Source organism: Pseudomonas migulae, from assembly GCF_024169315.1.
In the GTDB taxonomy this organism is placed as follows: domain Bacteria; phylum Pseudomonadota; class Gammaproteobacteria; order Pseudomonadales; family Pseudomonadaceae; genus Aquipseudomonas; species Aquipseudomonas migulae_B.
Window position 1 is genome coordinate 575471 of record NZ_JALJWR010000001.1, and the last position, 17396, is coordinate 592866.

Annotated in this window: 15 protein-coding genes; 6 read left to right on the top strand and 9 right to left on the bottom strand. The window is 61.6% G+C overall.

Annotation, left to right across the window (positions count from 1 at the left end; genetic code table 11):
• Positions 1-2 precede the first annotated feature (2 nt).
• Both efeO and efeU read right to left on the bottom strand, forming a co-directional pair.
• Positions 3-1202 carry an iron uptake system protein EfeO gene (gene efeO, locus J2Y86_RS02600; RefSeq protein WP_253427894.1) on the bottom strand — a complete coding sequence of 400 codons (1200 nt, stop codon included), beginning with the start codon at positions 1200-1202 and terminating at the stop codon, positions 3-5.
• Between the two features lie 8 nt (positions 1203-1210).
• Entirely contained in the window at positions 1211-2050 is an 840-nt protein-coding gene (gene efeU, locus J2Y86_RS02605) for an iron uptake transporter permease EfeU (RefSeq protein WP_253427896.1), read from the bottom strand.
• Positions 2051-2330: 280 nt separating this feature from the next.
• Here efeU and J2Y86_RS02610 point away from each other — a divergent pair, with 280 nt between their 5' ends.
• The 6 genes from J2Y86_RS02610 (at position 2331) to J2Y86_RS02635 (ending at position 9444) form a co-directional block, all read left to right on the top strand.
• Positions 2331-3347: an AraC family transcriptional regulator gene (locus J2Y86_RS02610; RefSeq protein ID WP_253427898.1), complete on the top strand. Its 1017-nt coding sequence runs from the start codon at positions 2331-2333 to the stop codon at positions 3345-3347.
• A 266-nt stretch (positions 3348-3613) separates the two neighbouring features.
• The gene (locus J2Y86_RS02615) at positions 3614-5278 is read left to right on the top strand and encodes an AMP-binding protein (protein WP_253427900.1); all 1665 of its coding nucleotides are present in this window, start codon (positions 3614-3616) and stop codon (positions 5276-5278) included.
• Between the two features lie 16 nt (positions 5279-5294).
• The gene (locus J2Y86_RS02620) at positions 5295-6056 is read left to right on the top strand and encodes an SDR family NAD(P)-dependent oxidoreductase (protein WP_253427902.1); all 762 of its coding nucleotides are present in this window, start codon (positions 5295-5297) and stop codon (positions 6054-6056) included.
• A gap of 12 nt (positions 6057-6068) precedes the next feature.
• The gene (locus J2Y86_RS02625) at positions 6069-7262 is read left to right on the top strand and encodes an acetyl-CoA C-acyltransferase (RefSeq protein WP_253427904.1); all 1194 of its coding nucleotides are present in this window, start codon (positions 6069-6071) and stop codon (positions 7260-7262) included.
• A gap of 166 nt (positions 7263-7428) precedes the next feature.
• A complete protein-coding gene (locus J2Y86_RS02630) occupies positions 7429-8556 on the top strand; it encodes an acyl-CoA dehydrogenase (RefSeq protein ID WP_008026517.1) in 1128 nt (375 codons plus the stop codon).
• Positions 8557-8670: 114 nt separating this feature from the next.
• Positions 8671-9444 (top strand): enoyl-CoA hydratase, encoded by a 774-nt coding sequence (locus tag J2Y86_RS02635; RefSeq protein WP_059402380.1) that lies wholly within the window; start codon positions 8671-8673, stop codon positions 9442-9444.
• Positions 9445-9539: 95 nt separating this feature from the next.
• Here the strand turns inward: J2Y86_RS02635 and J2Y86_RS02640 are convergent, their stop codons facing one another.
• The 7 genes from J2Y86_RS02640 to J2Y86_RS02670 form a co-directional block, all read right to left on the bottom strand.
• Positions 9540-10691 (bottom strand): acyl-CoA dehydrogenase family protein, encoded by a 1152-nt coding sequence (locus J2Y86_RS02640; RefSeq protein WP_253427906.1) that lies wholly within the window; start codon positions 10689-10691, stop codon positions 9540-9542.
• Between the two features lie 3 nt (positions 10692-10694).
• Positions 10695-11801: an enoyl-CoA hydratase/isomerase family protein gene (locus J2Y86_RS02645; RefSeq protein ID WP_253427907.1), complete on the bottom strand. Its 1107-nt coding sequence runs from the start codon at positions 11799-11801 to the stop codon at positions 10695-10697.
• A 249-nt stretch (positions 11802-12050) separates the two neighbouring features.
• Positions 12051-12758 carry an HPP family protein gene (locus J2Y86_RS02650; RefSeq protein ID WP_253427908.1) on the bottom strand — a complete coding sequence of 236 codons (708 nt, stop codon included), beginning with the start codon at positions 12756-12758 and terminating at the stop codon, positions 12051-12053.
• A gap of 157 nt (positions 12759-12915) precedes the next feature.
• Positions 12916-14094 carry an MFS transporter gene (locus J2Y86_RS02655; RefSeq protein WP_253427909.1) on the bottom strand — a complete coding sequence of 393 codons (1179 nt, stop codon included), beginning with the start codon at positions 14092-14094 and terminating at the stop codon, positions 12916-12918.
• Positions 14095-14272: 178 nt separating this feature from the next.
• Positions 14273-15622, bottom strand: coding sequence for an MmgE/PrpD family protein (locus J2Y86_RS02660; protein ID WP_253427910.1), 1350 nt, complete (start codon positions 15620-15622; stop codon positions 14273-14275).
• Positions 15619-16506 carry a polysaccharide deacetylase family protein gene (locus J2Y86_RS02665; RefSeq protein WP_253427911.1) on the bottom strand — a complete coding sequence of 296 codons (888 nt, stop codon included), beginning with the start codon at positions 16504-16506 and terminating at the stop codon, positions 15619-15621. Before J2Y86_RS02665 ends, J2Y86_RS02660 begins: the two co-directional genes overlap by 4 nt.
• The gene (locus tag J2Y86_RS02670) at positions 16499-17347 is read right to left on the bottom strand and encodes a polysaccharide deacetylase family protein (protein ID WP_253427912.1); all 849 of its coding nucleotides are present in this window, start codon (positions 17345-17347) and stop codon (positions 16499-16501) included. The genes J2Y86_RS02665 and J2Y86_RS02670 overlap by 8 nt, the downstream gene beginning before the upstream one ends.
• Positions 17348-17396 lie beyond the last annotated feature (49 nt).

The window sequence follows — 17396 nt, forward strand, 5'->3', positions numbered from 1 at the left end:
TGCTATAGGCCGGAAAGGCCGAGGGCGGGATCGATGCCGTCGAGCGCGTCGGCCAGCGCCTTGGCCTTGTCGGCGATCTGTTTGCGTTGTTCGGCGCTGACGCTGTCGTAGCTCGCGTAGCCGTTCTCGACCTTGAAGCCGTTGAGTTCGGCATCGAGGCTGGCGACGGCGCTGTCGAGGGGCGGCAGCAGTTCGGCGGCGGACTTGGTCAGCAGCGGACGCAACAGGTCGACGACCTTGCGGGCAGCGTCGAGATTGCCGGCGAATCCATTCAAGTCCGTGTGGCTGTAGCGTTCTTCTTCACCGCTGCTGGCGCGCACGTCGCCGAGGTTGTTGAGGTTGCGCACCACGATGCTGACCAGTTGTTCCGGCGGCAGCGATTGGGCGAGCAGTTGTTGCTTGAGCGTGGTGACGTCGGTCAGCAGCCGCTGGGCGACCGGTGTCAGGCCGTCGAGGGTGCGTTGCTGGAACAGCGCATATTCGAGGCGATGGAAGCCGCTGAAGTCCGGATCCTGCTCGCGTTTTTCAAAGTAGTCGGCACGGGCGTTGATGCTGTTGTCGAGTTCGGCGAGACGCTGTGCAGCCGGGGCGATGCGCTGATACGCGGTGCGGGCCGGGATGTACAACGCTTGCGCCTGGCTCAGATCACCGGCTTCGATGGCTTGCTCAAGTGCGGTGACGGCTTTGATCAGCGCGGTGCCTTGGCTGCTCAGGTAAACGCGGAATTCCGACAACGGTCCGACGAAAGCGACCATCGACGGTTTGGCTTTGGCCGCGGCTTCGGAAGCGGCGGTAGGCGTTACGTGCAGCGTGCCACGGGGATTGCTCAGCAGGCCGCAGGTGATCGCGTAATCGCCGGGCAACAGGTTGGCGTTGATCACCTGGCTCAGGCCGGGCGCGATGTTTTCCCGCTCTTCGACCACCAGCACGCCATCGAGGATTTCCCATTCAACAGCGCGGTCCGAGCGGTTGACGATGCGGAAACTGGCGCGCCCGGCCGGGACCGTCAACGCATTCGGCTCGCAGCTGTGCGGGTGAATGGTCACCAGCACTTCGTCGTGGTTGCTCTGACGCTTGGCCGCGGCCATTTTCGAGGCGTAGTAGAACAGGCCACCGGCGGCGATCATCACGATCACCGAACCGGCCACTGCCCAGCGCAAGGCGCGGGGAGGGAAGGCCACTGGAGGAGTAGGCGTTGACATGAAGGCCCTTATTGACTGGAAACGGAAGAAGCTTGTTTAGCGGGAGCGGGCGCGGGGAGAAAAAACATCACCAGCGCCACCACCAGGTAAATCAGATAAGCGCCGAGGGTGCTGACGGTCGGCGCATCCTGATAGCCGAACATCCCGGCCAGCACCGAACCCAGCGGGCCGTCCATCGGCAGCGTGGCGCTGAAGTCGAACAGCACGGTCTGCAGGTGATTCCAGAGGCCGGCTTCATGCAGCGCCTGCACCGAGTTGGCGAGAATGCCGGCGGCCACCACGAGGATGAACAGACCGGTCCAGCGGAAGAACGCGCCGAGGTTCAGGTGCATGCTGCCGGTGTAGATCAGGAAACCGACGATGATCGCCAGGATCAGGCCGAGCAGGGCACCGATCGGTGCGGCCGGGCCTTCGCTTTGCTGGAACACCGCGAGCAGGAAGAACACCGTTTCCAGGCCTTCCCGGGCGACGGCGAAAAACACCATGGCGATCAGCGCTGTCACCTGATGCCTGGAACCGGTCAACGCGTGATCGAGAGAGACGTGCAACGAATGCTTGATCGAACGCGCCACCTTGCGCATCCAGAACACCATGGAACTGAGAATGCCGACCGCGACCAGTCCGACCACGCCTTCGAACAGTTCCTGTTGTTTCTGCGGAAACTCGGCACTGACCAGCTCCAGGCCACCGCCCACCAGCAAAGCGAGGGCGGCGGCGAGGAACACGCCAATCCACACGGCGGGCATCCATTGGCCGCGGCCGGTTTGCTTGAGGTAGCTGGCGATGATGCCAACGATCAATGCGGCTTCAATGCCTTCGCGCAGCATGATCAGAAAAGGAACAAGCATTCAGCACCGTCTGGGAATTAGATAGGGTGCTAATTTGTAACATAATGACACTCATTCCCAAATGGCAATCATTGACATTAACCTGAACCTAAGCTGAACAACCCTCAACATCACCGCCCCTCTTCTGTAGGAGCGAGGCTTGCCCGCGAAGGCTGCTTCATATTCAACAAATAATTTGCCTTGGACATCGTCTTCGCGGGCAAGCCTCGCTCCTACAGGATCCGGGTGCCATGCGCTAATATGCCCACCACTCAAACAAGAACAGGGCTCACCTCGCTCAATGTCGGAAAAAGACACCATTTCCATTCAACTGGTGCGTGAAGCGCTGTTGCAAAGTTGCGCCCCCGGTGGCGCCACCGACGAGGTGTTGAACAAGGTCGGCATCGATTCGGCACTGCTCGAGTCTTTCACCGCCCGCGTGCCGGCCACCGCATACGCACGGCTATGGCGTTTACTGGCCCGGCGTCGGGACGATGAATTTTTTGGCATGGACCCGCGCAAGCTCAAATCCGGCAGTCTGGCGTTTCTGTGTCGCAGCTCCATGGTCCAGCCGAGCCTCGCCGCCGGCCTGACTTCGGGGCTGGAGTTTCTGTCATTGATGCTCGAACACTTGCCAGCGCAGCTGGTTCGCCAGCAAAGCCTCGCGGAAATCGTGTTGCTGGAAGACGACCAGGACCCGCGTCGGGCCTTTACCTATTTCACCTACTGGATGATCGTGCACGGCGTGGCCTGCTGGCTGGCGGGGCGGCGGATTCCGATTCTGGCCATTGAGTTGCGCTGCCCGCAGCCGGATTTCTGTGATGACTATCAGGTGATGTTTTCCGAAAACCTGCGTTTCGACCGGCCCCGTACCCGGATGATCTTCTCGGCCGATTGCCTGGACCTGCCGATCAAGCGTAGCGCCGAAGAACTCAAGCGATTCCTGGCCCATGCGCCAGCGAACATTCTGGTCAAGTACCGCGATCCGCAGAGCCTGGCCAGTCGCATCAAGCACGATTTGCGGCAATTGCCCGCCGAACAGTGGCCGGAAACCGAGCCGCTGGCGCAGCAACTGTGCATGTCGGCGTCGACCTTGCGCCGGCGGCTGGCGGAAGAGGGGCAGACGTATCAGGGGCTCAAGGACAGCGTGCGCAAGGAGTTGGCCATCGTCTGGCTGGCTGAGCCGAGTATCAGCTTTGCCGAGATCGCCACGCGGTTGGGGTTTGCTGATGCGAGTTCGTTCTACAAGGCGTTTCGCAAGTGGTCGGGGTCGAATCCGGGGCATTACCGGAGTTTGATTTTGAACGAGGCCGACTGATCCGGATTTTGTATTGATGCATCCGGCCTCTTCGCGAGCAAGCCCGCTCCCACATTCGATCGCATTTCTACTGAAAGAACTCGGCCGAATGTGGGAGCGGGCTTGCTCGCGAAGAGGCCCTTACAGGCACCACACCTTTCAAATCTTGGCCAAACCAGTCAGACAACTTGATAGCTTTGACCATTGCCCCACCCCCCGCGCAGAGCGAGTATTTCCCTGTTGGTTACGGTTCCCCAGCCTAATAAAAATACACAGGGATTCTGGCAATGCGCGATTACTTGTCTGCTACGTCACAGTTCAACTATCAGCACACCGTCGACGCCGCGCTCGCGGGCAATCTGACGGCCCTCAATGCCTGCGTCGAGTGTTGCGACCGGCATGCGTTGCCAGGCCGCATCGCGCTGTTCTGGGAAGGCCGTGATGGCTCCAGCGCGACGTACACCTTCAGCGACCTGCAGGACAAGGCCGCGCGTTTCGCCAATTTCCTGCTGGCCCAGGGCGTGAAGAAAGGCGACAAAGTCGCCGGCCTCCTGCCGCGCAATATCGAATTGTTGATCACCGTGTTCGCCACCTGGCGTATCGGCGCGGTGTATCAGCCTCTGTTCACCGCGTTCGGCCCCAAAGCCATTGAACATCGCCTGAACAGTTCCGGCGCCAAAGTGGTGGTCACCGACGCGGTCAACCGCTCCAAACTCGCTGAAGTCACCGACTGCCCGACCATCGTCACGGTCGGAGGCGCGAAAGGCCAGGGCATCGTCCGTGGCGATTTCAGTTTCTGGGCCGAACTGGCCAACTATTCCGCCGAGTGCGAACCGCTGCTGCTGACCGGCGAAGACCCGTTCCTGCTGATGTTCACCTCGGGCACCACCGGCCCGGCGAAGGCATTGTCCGTGCCGCTCAAGGCCATCGTCGCCTTCCAGAGCTACACCCGTGACGCCGTCGACCTGCGCCCGGAAGATGCATTCTGGAACGTCGCCGATCCGGGTTGGGCCTACGGCATCTATTTTGGCGTGACCGGGCCGATGTCGATGGGGCATCCGATCACCTTTTACGATGGCCCGTTCACCCTCGAAAGCACCTGCCGGGTGATCAACAAATACGGGATCACCAACCTCACCGGTTCACCGACGGCGTATCGCCTGCTGATTGCCGGTGGCGATGAGTTCGCGAAGTCGATCAAGGGCAAATTGCGCATCGTCAGCAGTGCCGGCGAGCCGCTGAACCCGGAAGTGATCCGCTGGTTCGCCGACAACCTCGGCGTGGTGATTCATGACCATTACGGCCAGACCGAGTTGGGCATGGTCCTGTGCAACCACCACGGGATCGATCATCCGATCCACATGGGCGCCGCCGGTTTTGCCTCGCCGGGCCACCGCATCGCGGTGCTCGACGACGAGTACAAGGAACTGGGCGTCGGCCAGCCGGGCATCCTCGCCATCGACCGCAGCCAATCGCCGATGTGCTGGTTCGCCGGTTACGAAGGCGCGCCCACCAAGGCCTTCGTCGGCAACTATTACCTGAGCGGCGACACCGTCGAGTGGAACCCGGACGGCAGCATCAGCTTCGTCGGCCGCAGTGATGACGTGATCACCACCTCCGGCTACCGCGTCGGCCCGTTCGACGTCGAAAGCGCGTTGATTGAACACCCGGCCGTGGTCGAAGCGGCGGTGGTGGGCAAGCCCGACCCGGAGCGCACCGAACTGGTCAAAGCATTCGTCGTGCTCAGCGCGCAATACCGCGCCGCGCCCGAACTGGCCGAAGAGCTGCGCCAGCACGTGCGTAAGCGCCTGGCCGCGCACTCGTACCCCCGTGAAATCGAATTTGTCAGCGAGTTGCCGAAAACCCCAAGCGGCAAATTGCAGCGCTTTATCTTGCGCAACCAGGAAATCGCCAAGGCTCAAGAGGCTGCGGCGAAGAACGTTTCAGCTTGAATCCAAGGAAACAATGATGCAGATCGAAAACAAGGTTTTTCTCGTCACCGGCGGTGCCTCCGGGCTCGGCGCGGCCACGGCTGAAATGCTGGTCGCGGCCGGTGCCAAAGTGATGCTGGTGGACATGAACGCCGAGGCCGTTGCAGCCCAGGCTGAACGCCTCGGTGCGCAAAGCGTGGTTGCGGACATCAGCAACGAAGCGGCGGCTGAAGCGGCGGTGCAGGCGACGGTCAAGGCCTTCGGTGGCCTCAACGGTCTGGTCAACTGCGCCGGCATCGTCCGTGGCGAGAAGATCCTCGGCAAGAACGGCCCGCACGCGCTGGCCAGTTTCAGCCAGGTGATCAACGTCAACCTGATCGGCAGTTTCAACATGCTGCGTCTGGCATCGGCGGCCATCGCTGAAAGCGAACCGGATGCCGATGGTGAACGCGGGGTGATCATCAACACCGCCTCGGCGGCGGCTTACGATGGCCAGATCGGCCAGGCCGCTTATGCCGCGTCCAAAGGCGCGATCGTCAGCCTGACCTTGCCCGCTGCCCGTGAACTGGCGCGCTTCGGCATCCGCGTGATGACCATCGCGCCGGGCATTTTCGAAACACCGATGATGGCCGGCATGACCCAGGAAGTCCGCGATTCCCTGGCCGCTGGCGTGCCGTTCCCGCCGCGTTTGGGCAAACCGGGCGAGTATGCCGCGCTGGTCAGGCATATCATTGAAAACAGCATGCTCAATGGCGAGGTGATCCGTCTCGACGGTGCCTTGCGCATGGCCGCCAAATAAGGAGGATTTGTCATGACTATTGCCAACGATCCAATCGTTATCGTCAGCGCCGTCCGCACCCCGATGGGTGGTTTCCAGGGCGAACTGAAAAGCCTGACCGCACCACAACTGGGTGCTGCCGCCATTCGTGCAGCGGTTGAACGCGCAGGTTTGGCGCCGGATGCCGTTGAAGAAGTGCTGTTCGGCTGCGTGCTGCCCGCCGGCCTCGGCCAGGCCCCGGCCCGTCAGGCTGCGCTGGGCGCCGGGCTGGATAAATCGACCCGTTGCACCACCCTGAACAAAATGTGCGGTTCCGGCATGGAAGCGGCCATCCTGGCCCACGACATGCTAGTTGCTGGCAGCGCCGATGTTGTCGTCGCCGGCGGCATGGAAAGCATGTCCAACGCGCCGTACCTGCTGGACCGCGCCCGAAGCGGTTACCGCATGGGCCACGGTCGTGTGCTCGATTCGATGTTCCTCGATGGCCTGGAAGACGCCTACGACAAAGGTCGCCTGATGGGCACCTTCGCCGAGGATTGCGCCGAAACCAACGGCTTCACTCGCGAGGCTCAGGACGCGTTTGCAATCGCGTCGACCACCCGCGCGCAGCAGGCAATCAAGGACGGCAGCTTCAAGGACGAAATCGTGCCGTTGACCGTCACCGTCGGTAAAGAGCAGGTGGTGATCAGCAACGACGAGCAGCCACCGAAAGCCAAACTGGACAAGATTGCCTCGCTGAAACCGGCCTTCCGTGAAGGCGGCACCGTGACGGCGGCCAACTCCAGTTCGATTTCCGATGGCGCCGCGGCCCTGGTGTTGATGCGCCGCTCCGAAGCTGAAAAACGCGGTCTGAAACCACTCGCAGTGATCCATGGTCATGCGGCATTCGCCGACACGCCAGGCCTGTTCCCGGTGGCACCGATCGGCGCGATCAAGCGGCTGATGAAGAAAACCGGCTGGTCGCTGAACGAGGTTGATCTGGTCGAGGTCAACGAAGCGTTTGCCGTGGTTGGCATGGCCGCCATGACCCACCTGGAAATTCCTCACGAGAAACTCAACGTACACGGCGGCGCCTGCGCCCTGGGCCACCCGATCGGTGCGTCCGGCGCGCGGATTCTGGTGACCTTGCTCTCGGCCCTGCGCCAGAAAGGCCTGAAACGCGGCGTTGCGGCGATCTGCATCGGCGGCGGTGAAGCCACGGCGATGGCTGTGGAGTGCCTCTACTAAGATCTGGCACGCAACCAATGTGGGAGCGGGCTTACTCGCGAAGAGGCCGTGTCAGTCGACATTAAAGTTGAATGGCACACCGCATTCGCGAGCAAGCCCGCTCCCACAGGGTTAGCGTTTCAACAAATTGGTATCTGTACGAAGGCTTATTTTTTAAGGATTCACCATGATTCCCAATGACGAACAACTGCAGATCAGCGAAGCGGCCCGGCAGTTTGCCCAGGAACGGTTGAAACCGTTCGCCGCCGAATGGGACCGCGAGCACCGTTTCCCCAAGGAGGCCATCGGCGAGATGGCCGAGCTGGGCTTCTTCGGCATGCTGGTGCCCGAGCAGTGGGGCGGTTGCGACACCGGTTACCTGGCCTACGCCATGGCCCTGGAAGAAATCGCCGCCGGTGACGGCGCCTGCTCGACCATCATGAGCGTGCACAACTCGGTCGGTTGCGTGCCGATTCTCAACTACGGCAACGACGATCAGAAAGAGCGCTTTCTGAAACCGCTGGCCAGCGGTGCAATGCTCGGTGCTTTCGCGTTGACCGAACCGCAAGCCGGTTCCGATGCCAGCGGTTTGAAAACCCGCGCCCGTCTGGAAGGCGATCACTACGTGCTGAACGGCTGCAAACAGTTCATCACCTCCGGGCAGAATGCCGGGGTGGTGATCGTGTTTGCGGTGACGGACCCGAGTGCCGGAAAACGCGGGATCACCGCGCTGATCGTGCCCACCGACTCGCCGGGCTACAAAGTGGCCCGCGTCGAAGACAAACTCGGCCAGCATGCATCCGACACCTGCCAGATTCTGTTTGAAGACGTCAAAGTGCCGGTGGCCAACCGCTTGGGCGAGGAGGGTGAAGGTTACCGGATCGCCCTGGCCAATCTCGAAGGCGGCCGCGTCGGCATCGCCTCGCAATCGGTGGGCATGGCGCGCGCCGCGTTTGAAGCGGCCCGGGATTACGCCCGTGAGCGCGAGAGCTTCGGCAAACCGATCATCGAACATCAGGCAGTCGCGTTCCGCCTCGCGGACATGGCGACCCAGATCGCCGTAGCCCGGCAGATGGTGCATTACGCCGCCGCGTTGAGAGACAGTGGCAAGCCCGCCCTGGTCGAGGCCTCCATGGCCAAGCTGTTCGCCTCGGAAATGGCGGAAAAGGTCTGCTCCGCCGCGTTGCAAACCCTCGGTGGTTACGGCTACCTGAACGATTTCCCGCTGGAACGGATCTACCGCGACGTGCGTGTCTGCCAGATCTATGAAGGCACCAGCGATATTCAGCGCATGGTCATTTCGCGCAGTCTTTAAAATCGATCCCCGTAGGAGCTGCCGAAGGCTGCGATCTTTTGCCCTTGAATCAAAAGATCGCAGCCTTCGGCAGCTCCTACAGGGATCAAGCGTTATGCAAAAAAGGAGTTATTTATGAGTTACGAAACGATTTTGCTGGAAACCCACGGCCGTGTCGGCCTGATCACCCTGAACCGTCCGCAGGCGCTGAACGCGTTGAACGCGCAGATCGTCAGCGAGCTGAACCACGCCCTCGATGGCCTGGAAGCTGATTCGAACATCGGTTGCATTGTGCTGACCGGCTCGAAAAAAGCCTTTGCCGCCGGTGCCGACATCAAGGAAATGGCCGAGCTGACCTATCCGCAGATCTACCTCGATGATCTGTTCAGCGACAGCGACCGCGTGGCTAACCGCCGTAAGCCGATCATCGCCGCGGTCAATGGTTTTGCCCTGGGCGGCGGCTGCGAGCTGGCGCTGATGTGCGACTTCATCCTGGCGGGCGACAACGCTAAATTCGGTCAGCCGGAAATCAACCTCGGCGTGCTGCCGGGCATGGGCGGCACCCAGCGCCTGACTCGCGCCGTGGGCAAGGCCAAGGCGATGGAAATGTGCCTCAGCGGGCGTTTGATCGATGCGGTGGAGGCGGAGCGTTGCGGGATCGTGGCGCGGATCGTGCCGGCGGACGAGTTGCTGGAAGAGGCGCTGAAAGTCGCGGCATTGATCGCCAAGAAGTCGTTGCCGATTGCGATGATGATCAAGGAAAGCGTCAACCGCGCGTTTGAGGTGAGCCTGTCGGAAGGCGTGCGCTTTGAGCGTCGGGTGTTCCATGCGGCGTTTGCGACGCAGGATCAGAAGGAAGGGATGGCGGCGTTTATTGCCAAGCGTGAGGCGGAGTTCGTCGGTAAGTAATGCGGCGTATTCACTGACGCCTTCGCGGGCAAGCCTCGCTCCTACAGGTCGTGTGATCTGTAGGAGCGAGGCTTGCCCGCGAAGCTTTTAAGGCATCACACCTGATAGTTCTTGAGCTCCCGGGCAATCACCATTCGCTGTATCTCGCTCGACCCTTCATAAATCTGCGTAATCCGCGCGTCCCGGTAATAACGTTCCACCGGGTAATCCTCCAGATACCCGTACCCGCCATGGATCTGCATCGCCGAAGAGCAGACCTTCTCGGCCATTTCCGACGCAAACAGCTTGGCCTGTGAAGCCTCTGACAAACACGGCTTGCCCGCGCTGCGCAACCGCGCGGCATGCAGGATCAGCAACCGCGCAGCATTCAGGCGCGTGTGCATGTCGGCCAGCATGTTGGCGATGCTCTGGTGTTCGATGATCGGCTTGTCGAACTGCACGCGATCACGGGAGTAGGCCAGCGCCGCTTCGAACGCCGCGCGTGCGATGCCCAAGGCTTGCGCCGCAATGCCGATGCGACCGCCTTCAAGGTTGGAGAGCGCGATGGCCAGGCCTTTACCGCGTTCGCCGAGCAGGTTGGCTTCGGGAATCGTGCAGTTGCTCAGGGTGACCGCGCAGGTATCGGAAGCGCGGATGCCCATTTTGTGTTCTGTGCGATCAACGATGAAACCGGCGGTATCGGTGGGCACCAGAAACGCTGAAATACCGCGCTTGCCCAGATCCGGGTCGGTCACGGCAAACACGATCGCCAGTTTCGCCCGTTTGCCGTTGCTGACGAATTGCTTGGCGCCGTTGATCACCCACTGACCGTCGCGCAACTCGGCGCGGGTGCGCAGGTTGTGCGCTTCGGAGCCGGCTTGCGGCTCGGTCAGGCAGAAGCAGCCGATGGCCTTGCCGCTGGCCAGATCCGGCAACCAGGTCTGTTTCTGCTCGTCGGTGCCGTAGTTCATGACCGGTCCGCAGCCCACGGAATTGTGGATGCTCATCAGTGCGCCGGTGGCGCCGTCGCCGGCGGAAATCTCTTCCACCGCCAGGGCGTAGGCGACGTAGTCGACATAAGTGCCGCCCCATTCCTCGGGCACCACCATGCCCAGCAGGCCCAGCTCACCCATCTTCGCCACCAGGCCATCATCGATCCAGCCGGCCTTTTCCCAGGCTTGCGCGTGGGGCGCGATTTCGCCGCGGGCAAAATCCCGGGCCATGTCGCGGATCATGACTTGTTCTTCGCTCAATTCGATATCGTGCATGGCTCAGCTCCCGCTCCGGTCAAACCCCGTGAAGAAACTTGCGACGTGCTCGGCGTCCAGCGCCTGCAAGGTCGGCGGGTTCCAGCGCGGGTTCTTGTCTTTGTCGATCAGCAAGGCGCGCACGCCTTCGATCAGGTCGCCGCGCTCGAACCATTGACGGTCCAGGTGCAGCTCGAGGGCGAAGCAGTCTTCCAGGCTCAAGTGCCGACCGCGGCGCAGCATTTCCAGGGTCACGCCCATGGCCAGCGGCGAACGGCTTTCCAGCAGATCCGCCGTGGTCATCGCCCATTCATGGCTGTCGGCAACCGTGACTTCGCGCAGTTGCTCAACAATACTCGGCACGTCGGGCAGGGCGAAGAAGTGATCGATGGCCGGGCGCAGTTTGCTCAGTGGTGCATCGGGCAATTGCTGCACCGCCAGTTGCGCTAGCAGGCCTTGAAGGTCTTTGAGCGGCGTGCCGTGCCATTCCAGTTGATCGAGTTGCTCGTCCAGCGCCCCCAGTTTGTCGCTGTCCAGGTACCAGTCGGCCAGCCCGCAATAGAGCGCATCCGCCGCGCGAACCTGCACGCCGCTGACGCCGAGGTAAATACCCAATTCGCCAGGAACCCGCGGCAGGAAGTGACTGCCGCCGACGTCCGGGAAATAACCGATGCCGACTTCCGGCATGGCCAGGCGACTTTTTTCGGTGACCACTCGCAGGTCGGCGCCTTGCACCAGGCCCATGCCGCCTCCGAGGACAAAACCGTCCATCAGGGCCAGGACCGGTTTGCGGTAGTGGTGAATCGCGAGGTCGAGGGCATATTCCTCGACGAAGAACTCTTCGTGCAGTGTGTCGCCGTTCTTGAAGCTGTCGTACAGCGAGCGAATGTCGCCGCCGGCGCAGAAGGCTTTCTCGCCAGCGCCGCGCAAAACCACGGCGTGAATCTGCGGATCGTTCACCCACGCATCGAGCTGGCGGTGCAGGAGGCGGACCATGTCCAGGGTAATCGCGTTGAGACCGGCGGGGCGATTGAGGGTCAGGTGACCGATGTGGTTGCGAACCTCGGCCAGCACTTCATTTTGCGTGGCATCCATGGACGAAGCCCCTGGAGAAGAAACCTGAGCAGTCATCAGTAACTCCCTGCTTTTATTGTTCTTTATAGAGAAGCTCGCGCGCGAGCGATGCTGGATCGTAACAGTGCAAATTTGTGATGTACAACCGGGATATGTGCAGGTTCTTTCTGCATATTTGCAATGATTGACCCTCATGCCAAATGTGGGAGCGGGCTTGCTCGCGAAGGGGCCGTGTCATTCAACATTAATGCTGGATGAGACGACCTCTTCGCGAGCAAGCCCGCTCCCACAGGGTTTGGTGTGGTATCAGGTTCTACTGCCGAGCACTTCACCAATGCTGCGGCGTTTGGCGTGCAATTCGCTGGCGTGAATCAATTGCTCGAGGTCTTCGGGAGTGACGTCGTAGAACGCTTCCATGTCCGCCAGGGCCAGTTTCAAGTCCTCGGCGGTAATGGCCTGACGATCGATCGGCGGATGATCGGCAGGTACCACGGCCACCGGTTCAGCGGCGCGTTTTGGATAACGAATCCGCGTCAGGTTGTTATAGACCACGGCGCTGAACAGCATCGTCGAGGCGCCGAGCATCACCGGGGCGAGCGCTTTCCAGTCCAGGGCGATGGTTGCCGGATCGGCCAGCACCAGCGTCAAGGCCAGGGCGCCGGCCGGCGGGTGCAGGCAACGCAGCCAGCACATCAGGATCAGTGCCATGCCCGCGGCGAGGCACGCGCTGCCGAGCGTGCGGCCAAGCACATGAGCGACCAGCAGCGCGATCACGCCGGCGCTCAAGTAACCGCCGAGAATCGACCAGGGTTGCGCCAGTGCGCCGGAGGACACCGCAAACAGCAGCACCGCCGAGGCGCCCAACGGTCCGATCAGGTGCTGCGCGACTTCGATGCCGAACACCTGGGAGCAGAGCCAGACGCTGAACATCGTACCCAAGGCCATGCCGATGGCAGCACGGCTCCATTCCGAGGGTCGGGTGTTGACGGAGGCGGGTAACCAGCGAGCGAGCATTTGGCAAATGACCCCTTGAAAAAATCGAGGCAAAAAAAAGGCTTAGCTGGGATACCCAGAAAGCCCTTGAAGGTTCCAACTATTGGGGGAGGAACAGGGCACAGTGTGCCGTTGATTCGACATGCTGACAAATTCATATTAATGCAGCTTGAGTGCATTAATTTTGATGTAAAGCGACGCGGCGACCACTCATGAAACACAGGAAGCCACCCATGGCGGTGAGGGCACTCAGGGCATAAAACATCGTCGGCGCCGGCGTGTGCATCAGCAGGAAACCGCAAATCACCGGGCTCAGCGCACCGCCCAGGGCCGCGAGGTTCTGCGCGCCGTAATAGCTGCCGCGCAGTTCCTCGGGCGCGAGGGTGTCGACGAAGAGGAATTCGGCGGGGTAAATGATCATTTCGCCGAGGGTGAAAATGAACATCGCCACGCACCAGGACACGAGACTGTCGGCCAGGCTGAAACCGATCAGGCCGACGATGAACAGGCTGGTACCGCCGGCAATCCAGTAGCGCAATTGTTCGCGCTTGAGGAAACGCCCGATCTGGTACTGCAGCAGGATCACGCTGATGGCGTTGCACGCGAGCAGGGCGGCCATGGTTTCCAGGGCGCGCTTGGAGTCGTGGGTCACCAGCAGGTATTGCGACAGGTACAGGGTGAATCGCCCGTGGACCACGGTGCTGAGCAGACAGCCGCAGGTAAACATGATCAGCGTGCGGTCGTTTTTCAGGGTGATCAGGGTTTTCAGGAAACTCTGTGGCTGACCGATCGCGGGTGTCTGCGCCGAGTCCCTGGGAATTCCGCTCATCAAGAAGATGCTGAAAAACGCGATGGCACCGGCAATCAGGAACGGCGCAATCGGATACACCCCGGCAATCACTACGCCAAGCATCGGGCCGGTGGCATAGCCGATATTGGTCAGTGTATAGCGCAGGGAAAAGGCCTTGGCGCGCTGACCCATGGGCAGGTTTTCGCTGAGGATCGCCTTCGACCCGATCAGGAACAGGGCCGACGCCGTTTCAGTGATCACCAGGGTGAGGGTGGTCAGATACAGGTTTTCGGCGAAGGTCAGCAGCACGAAACCGATGGCGCTGGAGAGCATGGCGAGGATCAGCAACCGGCGCTTTTCGAGGCGGTCGATGATGTATCCGCCGTAGAGCGCGAGCAAGGTGGCGATGAACACCGCGATGCCCAGCAGCAAGCCAACGTCCTGTTGGTTGAGGCCGAGCTTGTTACTCAGGAACAGCGTGAGCAACGGGCTGGTGATGGCACGGCTGACGACGATGGTCAGCGAGACGATCATCAGGCGGCGGATAACGAGCGAGTAAGTGGCCACGGTGGGGCAAATGTCCTTATTCAGATTTTAGGGTGTACGTCGATGTACCGTGTCGCGGCCATTCGCGGGCAAGCCCGCTCCCACAATTGATCCGGGTGTTCACAAATAGTGTGCTCACATGCGATTAAGTGTGGGAGCGGGCTTGCTCGCGAAGAGGCCGGAACAGACAACGTCATACTCAACTCAGCCACCGCTCAAGCATGCAGACCGAATCAAGTGCTTCAAGCCGCCACAAATGCCCGATCAACTCCTCAGCCTGCGACCTCGGCATCACCCGCCCAGCCAGACTGAAAAACTTCTGCTCCAGCGCCTCATCACTCAACGGATTACCCGGCGCACCCAACGGTGGATCGACGCAAAGACTGGCCTGCCGACCGTCCACGGTCCGCACGCTCACCACGGGCTCGCCATCCTCTGACAGTTGCAGGTCCACTTCAAGGCGAATGCGCGACATCCAATGGGCAATCTGCGGATCCCGCCGCTGCTCATCGTCATAGGCTTCCAGTCGGCAATGGCCATGCACCAGCCGGGCGGCGAGGGCGTACGGCAGGCTCATCTGCGCCGCCGCCAGCGTGCTCACGTCCTGACCGCCGCACATGTCCTGCAGGAAACCGCATAGCGAGACCTGAATGTCCTCGACCTGATCGACGCCGACCTGCAGTGTTTCCAGCAGCACCTCCAACGCGTCGATGGCCGAATGCGTCCCTCGGCATGAGGCATACGGCTTGATCGAACAGCGGGCGAGTTTCCACACGACTCCGAGATCCGCATCCAGCGCTGCAGGTTGAGCCGTCTCAATGGCCAGGGTCTTGAGAAACCCGCCCCAGACGTCATCGAACAACTTCGTCGGCCCGGTGATGCCTTGCTGTGCAAACCGCGCCGCGAGCAATCCACCCTCGGCCGCGCGACCGCTGTGCAGTTTTTTGCTCTGCGAGCCGTCGTGGATGAAGGCCCACAGGCCGCCGCTGAAACTGCCAGCGATGCCCAGTGCCGACACCATTTGTTCGGCGTTCAACCCCAGAATGAGCCCACTCGCGGCCGCCGCGCCGAATACGCCGCAGGTCGCCGTGGAGTGCCAACCGGCGCCGTTGTGCGCTGAGTAACCGCCACAGGCTTCGAGCACGCGGCGGCCGACGTCGTAGCCGATGACCACGGCAGTGATCAACTCGCGACCGCTGACAGGCCGCGCAGACATCGACACCGCAGCCATCACCGCCGGCAACACCACCGCGCCGGAATGATCGCAGCCACCGGTGTCATCCAGTTCCAGTGCATGGGCGGCGACGCCGTTGAGCATGGCGGCCTGGGCGGCGCCGACCCGCAGATCGGTGCCCCAGACCGGCGTGCTGCCGCTTTCACCCTCGAACACCTGACGCGCCTGCTTCGCCACGTCGCTGCCAGCCCCGGCCAGTGTCGCGCCAAAGGTGTCGAGGATATGCCGGGTGGCTTGCGCCACCAGTGCCGGTGGCACGTGTTCAAATCGGGTGTCGACGCAAAACTGCGCCAGTCGCTGCAAGCGTTCGGTCATAGGAGGTAATCCCGATAATGCCGCTCGTACACCGACGCCGGGTGATCCTCGGTCACGGGCGGCGCGGATTCGGCCCACCACTGAGCAACTTCGGCACCAGTGGCGATCCACACATCGTCGTGCTGCTGAATGCCTTGCAGCAATTCGCGCAACACGCCAATCCGTCCCGGTGTAGCAATGATCTCCGGATGCAACCTCAGCACATAACACAAGCCGAAGCGATGAAACCCGGCGAAGTCCATTTGCAGATTGCCCAGGGTGTGGCTGTAGGACGCGATCCGTGATTGCGCCGGCGGCACGGCCGGGCTCAGGTTGAAGGCAAAGTAGGGTTCGTCTTCCAGTTCGTAGTGCAAGGGCAGTTCGATCACGTCGGGCGCCGTGGGGTGAGCGAACGGCAAATCATCGCCACGCCACGAGGAAGACCAGCGAATGCCTTGCTCCCGCAATGCCTCGATGAACCCTGGTGCACCGTTGCCGGCCGGAATGCGAAACCCGCTCGGGCGTTGACCGGTCAGCGCTTGCAACGCTTCGCAGCCACGGGCGATCTCGGCGCTCTGTTGCTGCAGATCGAGGGTGTCGTAGTTCTGGTGACGATACCCGGCGCAGGCAATCTCATGCCCGCCCGCTTGAATCGCCTGGATGTGCTCCGGGTTTTCCTCGGCAACGATGCCGGGAACAAACCAGCTGCTGCTCACGCCCAGTTCTTCGAACAGGCCCAGCAAGCGGTCGACGCCGCGTTGAGTGCCGTAGCGCCACACCGACAGTGTCTTGTCGCGTCCGGCGACTTCGGGCGCCTGGGTGAGAATGCCGTGGATGTCGTTGTAATCGACGGTCAGCACCACGGCGCAGCGATAGCCTTTGGGCCAGAGAGTGGAATCAGCCATGGTGATGCTCCTTCAGCCACCACTGGGTGACATCGCGGCAGGTGGCGAACCACACGTCGTCGCGCTGGCGCATGTGTTCGAAGAGTTTTTCCAGCAACAGGATGCGTCCCGGTTTGCCGGTGATCTTGGGGTGGAACAGGGTGGTCAGGCACAACCCTTCATTCATGGCGCCGTCGTATTCGCGGCGCCAGTTGTCCAGGGTTAGCTCATAGCTGGCGGTGCGGTCCAGCCCGGAAGGAAAGTCCGGCGCACGGGTGTAGGCGAGGGAGGCGTAGTCATCCATTTCCCAGCGGCCGGGGATTTCCACCAGCGGCGTTTCGAAGCCGGGGACATTGACCAGATAGGGCCGGTCATCGCCGCGCATGCTGCTGGAATAGGTCACGCCGGCTTCCACCAGCATCGCCGGCGTCTCGGCCCGCCAGTCGCCGGACGGTGTGCGGAAACCTTCGGCGCGGATGTTCAGGTGTTTCCAGAACACTTCGCGGGATTTGTGCATCACGTCCTTTTGCTGTTCCAGCGTCAGGGCGTAAAAGGATTCGTGTTTGTAGCCGTGGTACGCCACCTCATGCCCGCGCTCGACGATCGCCTGACACTGTTTCGGCCAGTTTTCCACGACCCAGGCCGGGACGAAGAAGGTGGTCGGTATCCGGAACTCATCGAGCAGGTCGAGAATCCGCGGCAGTGCGCGGTAAGGGCCGTAACCACCGAAACCGAAGTACTCGGGCTTGCGCCAGATCGAGCCATTGAGCATCGCATCGCCGGTGGGGCCATCGAGGTCGAAGGCCAGGGCGAGGCAGGCTTTGTGCTGGTCGGGCCAGGTGGGTTGGGGTGAGGAGGACATCAGTAGCGCTCCAGCTATTTATCAGTTAACACCGGCCCCTGTGGGAGCG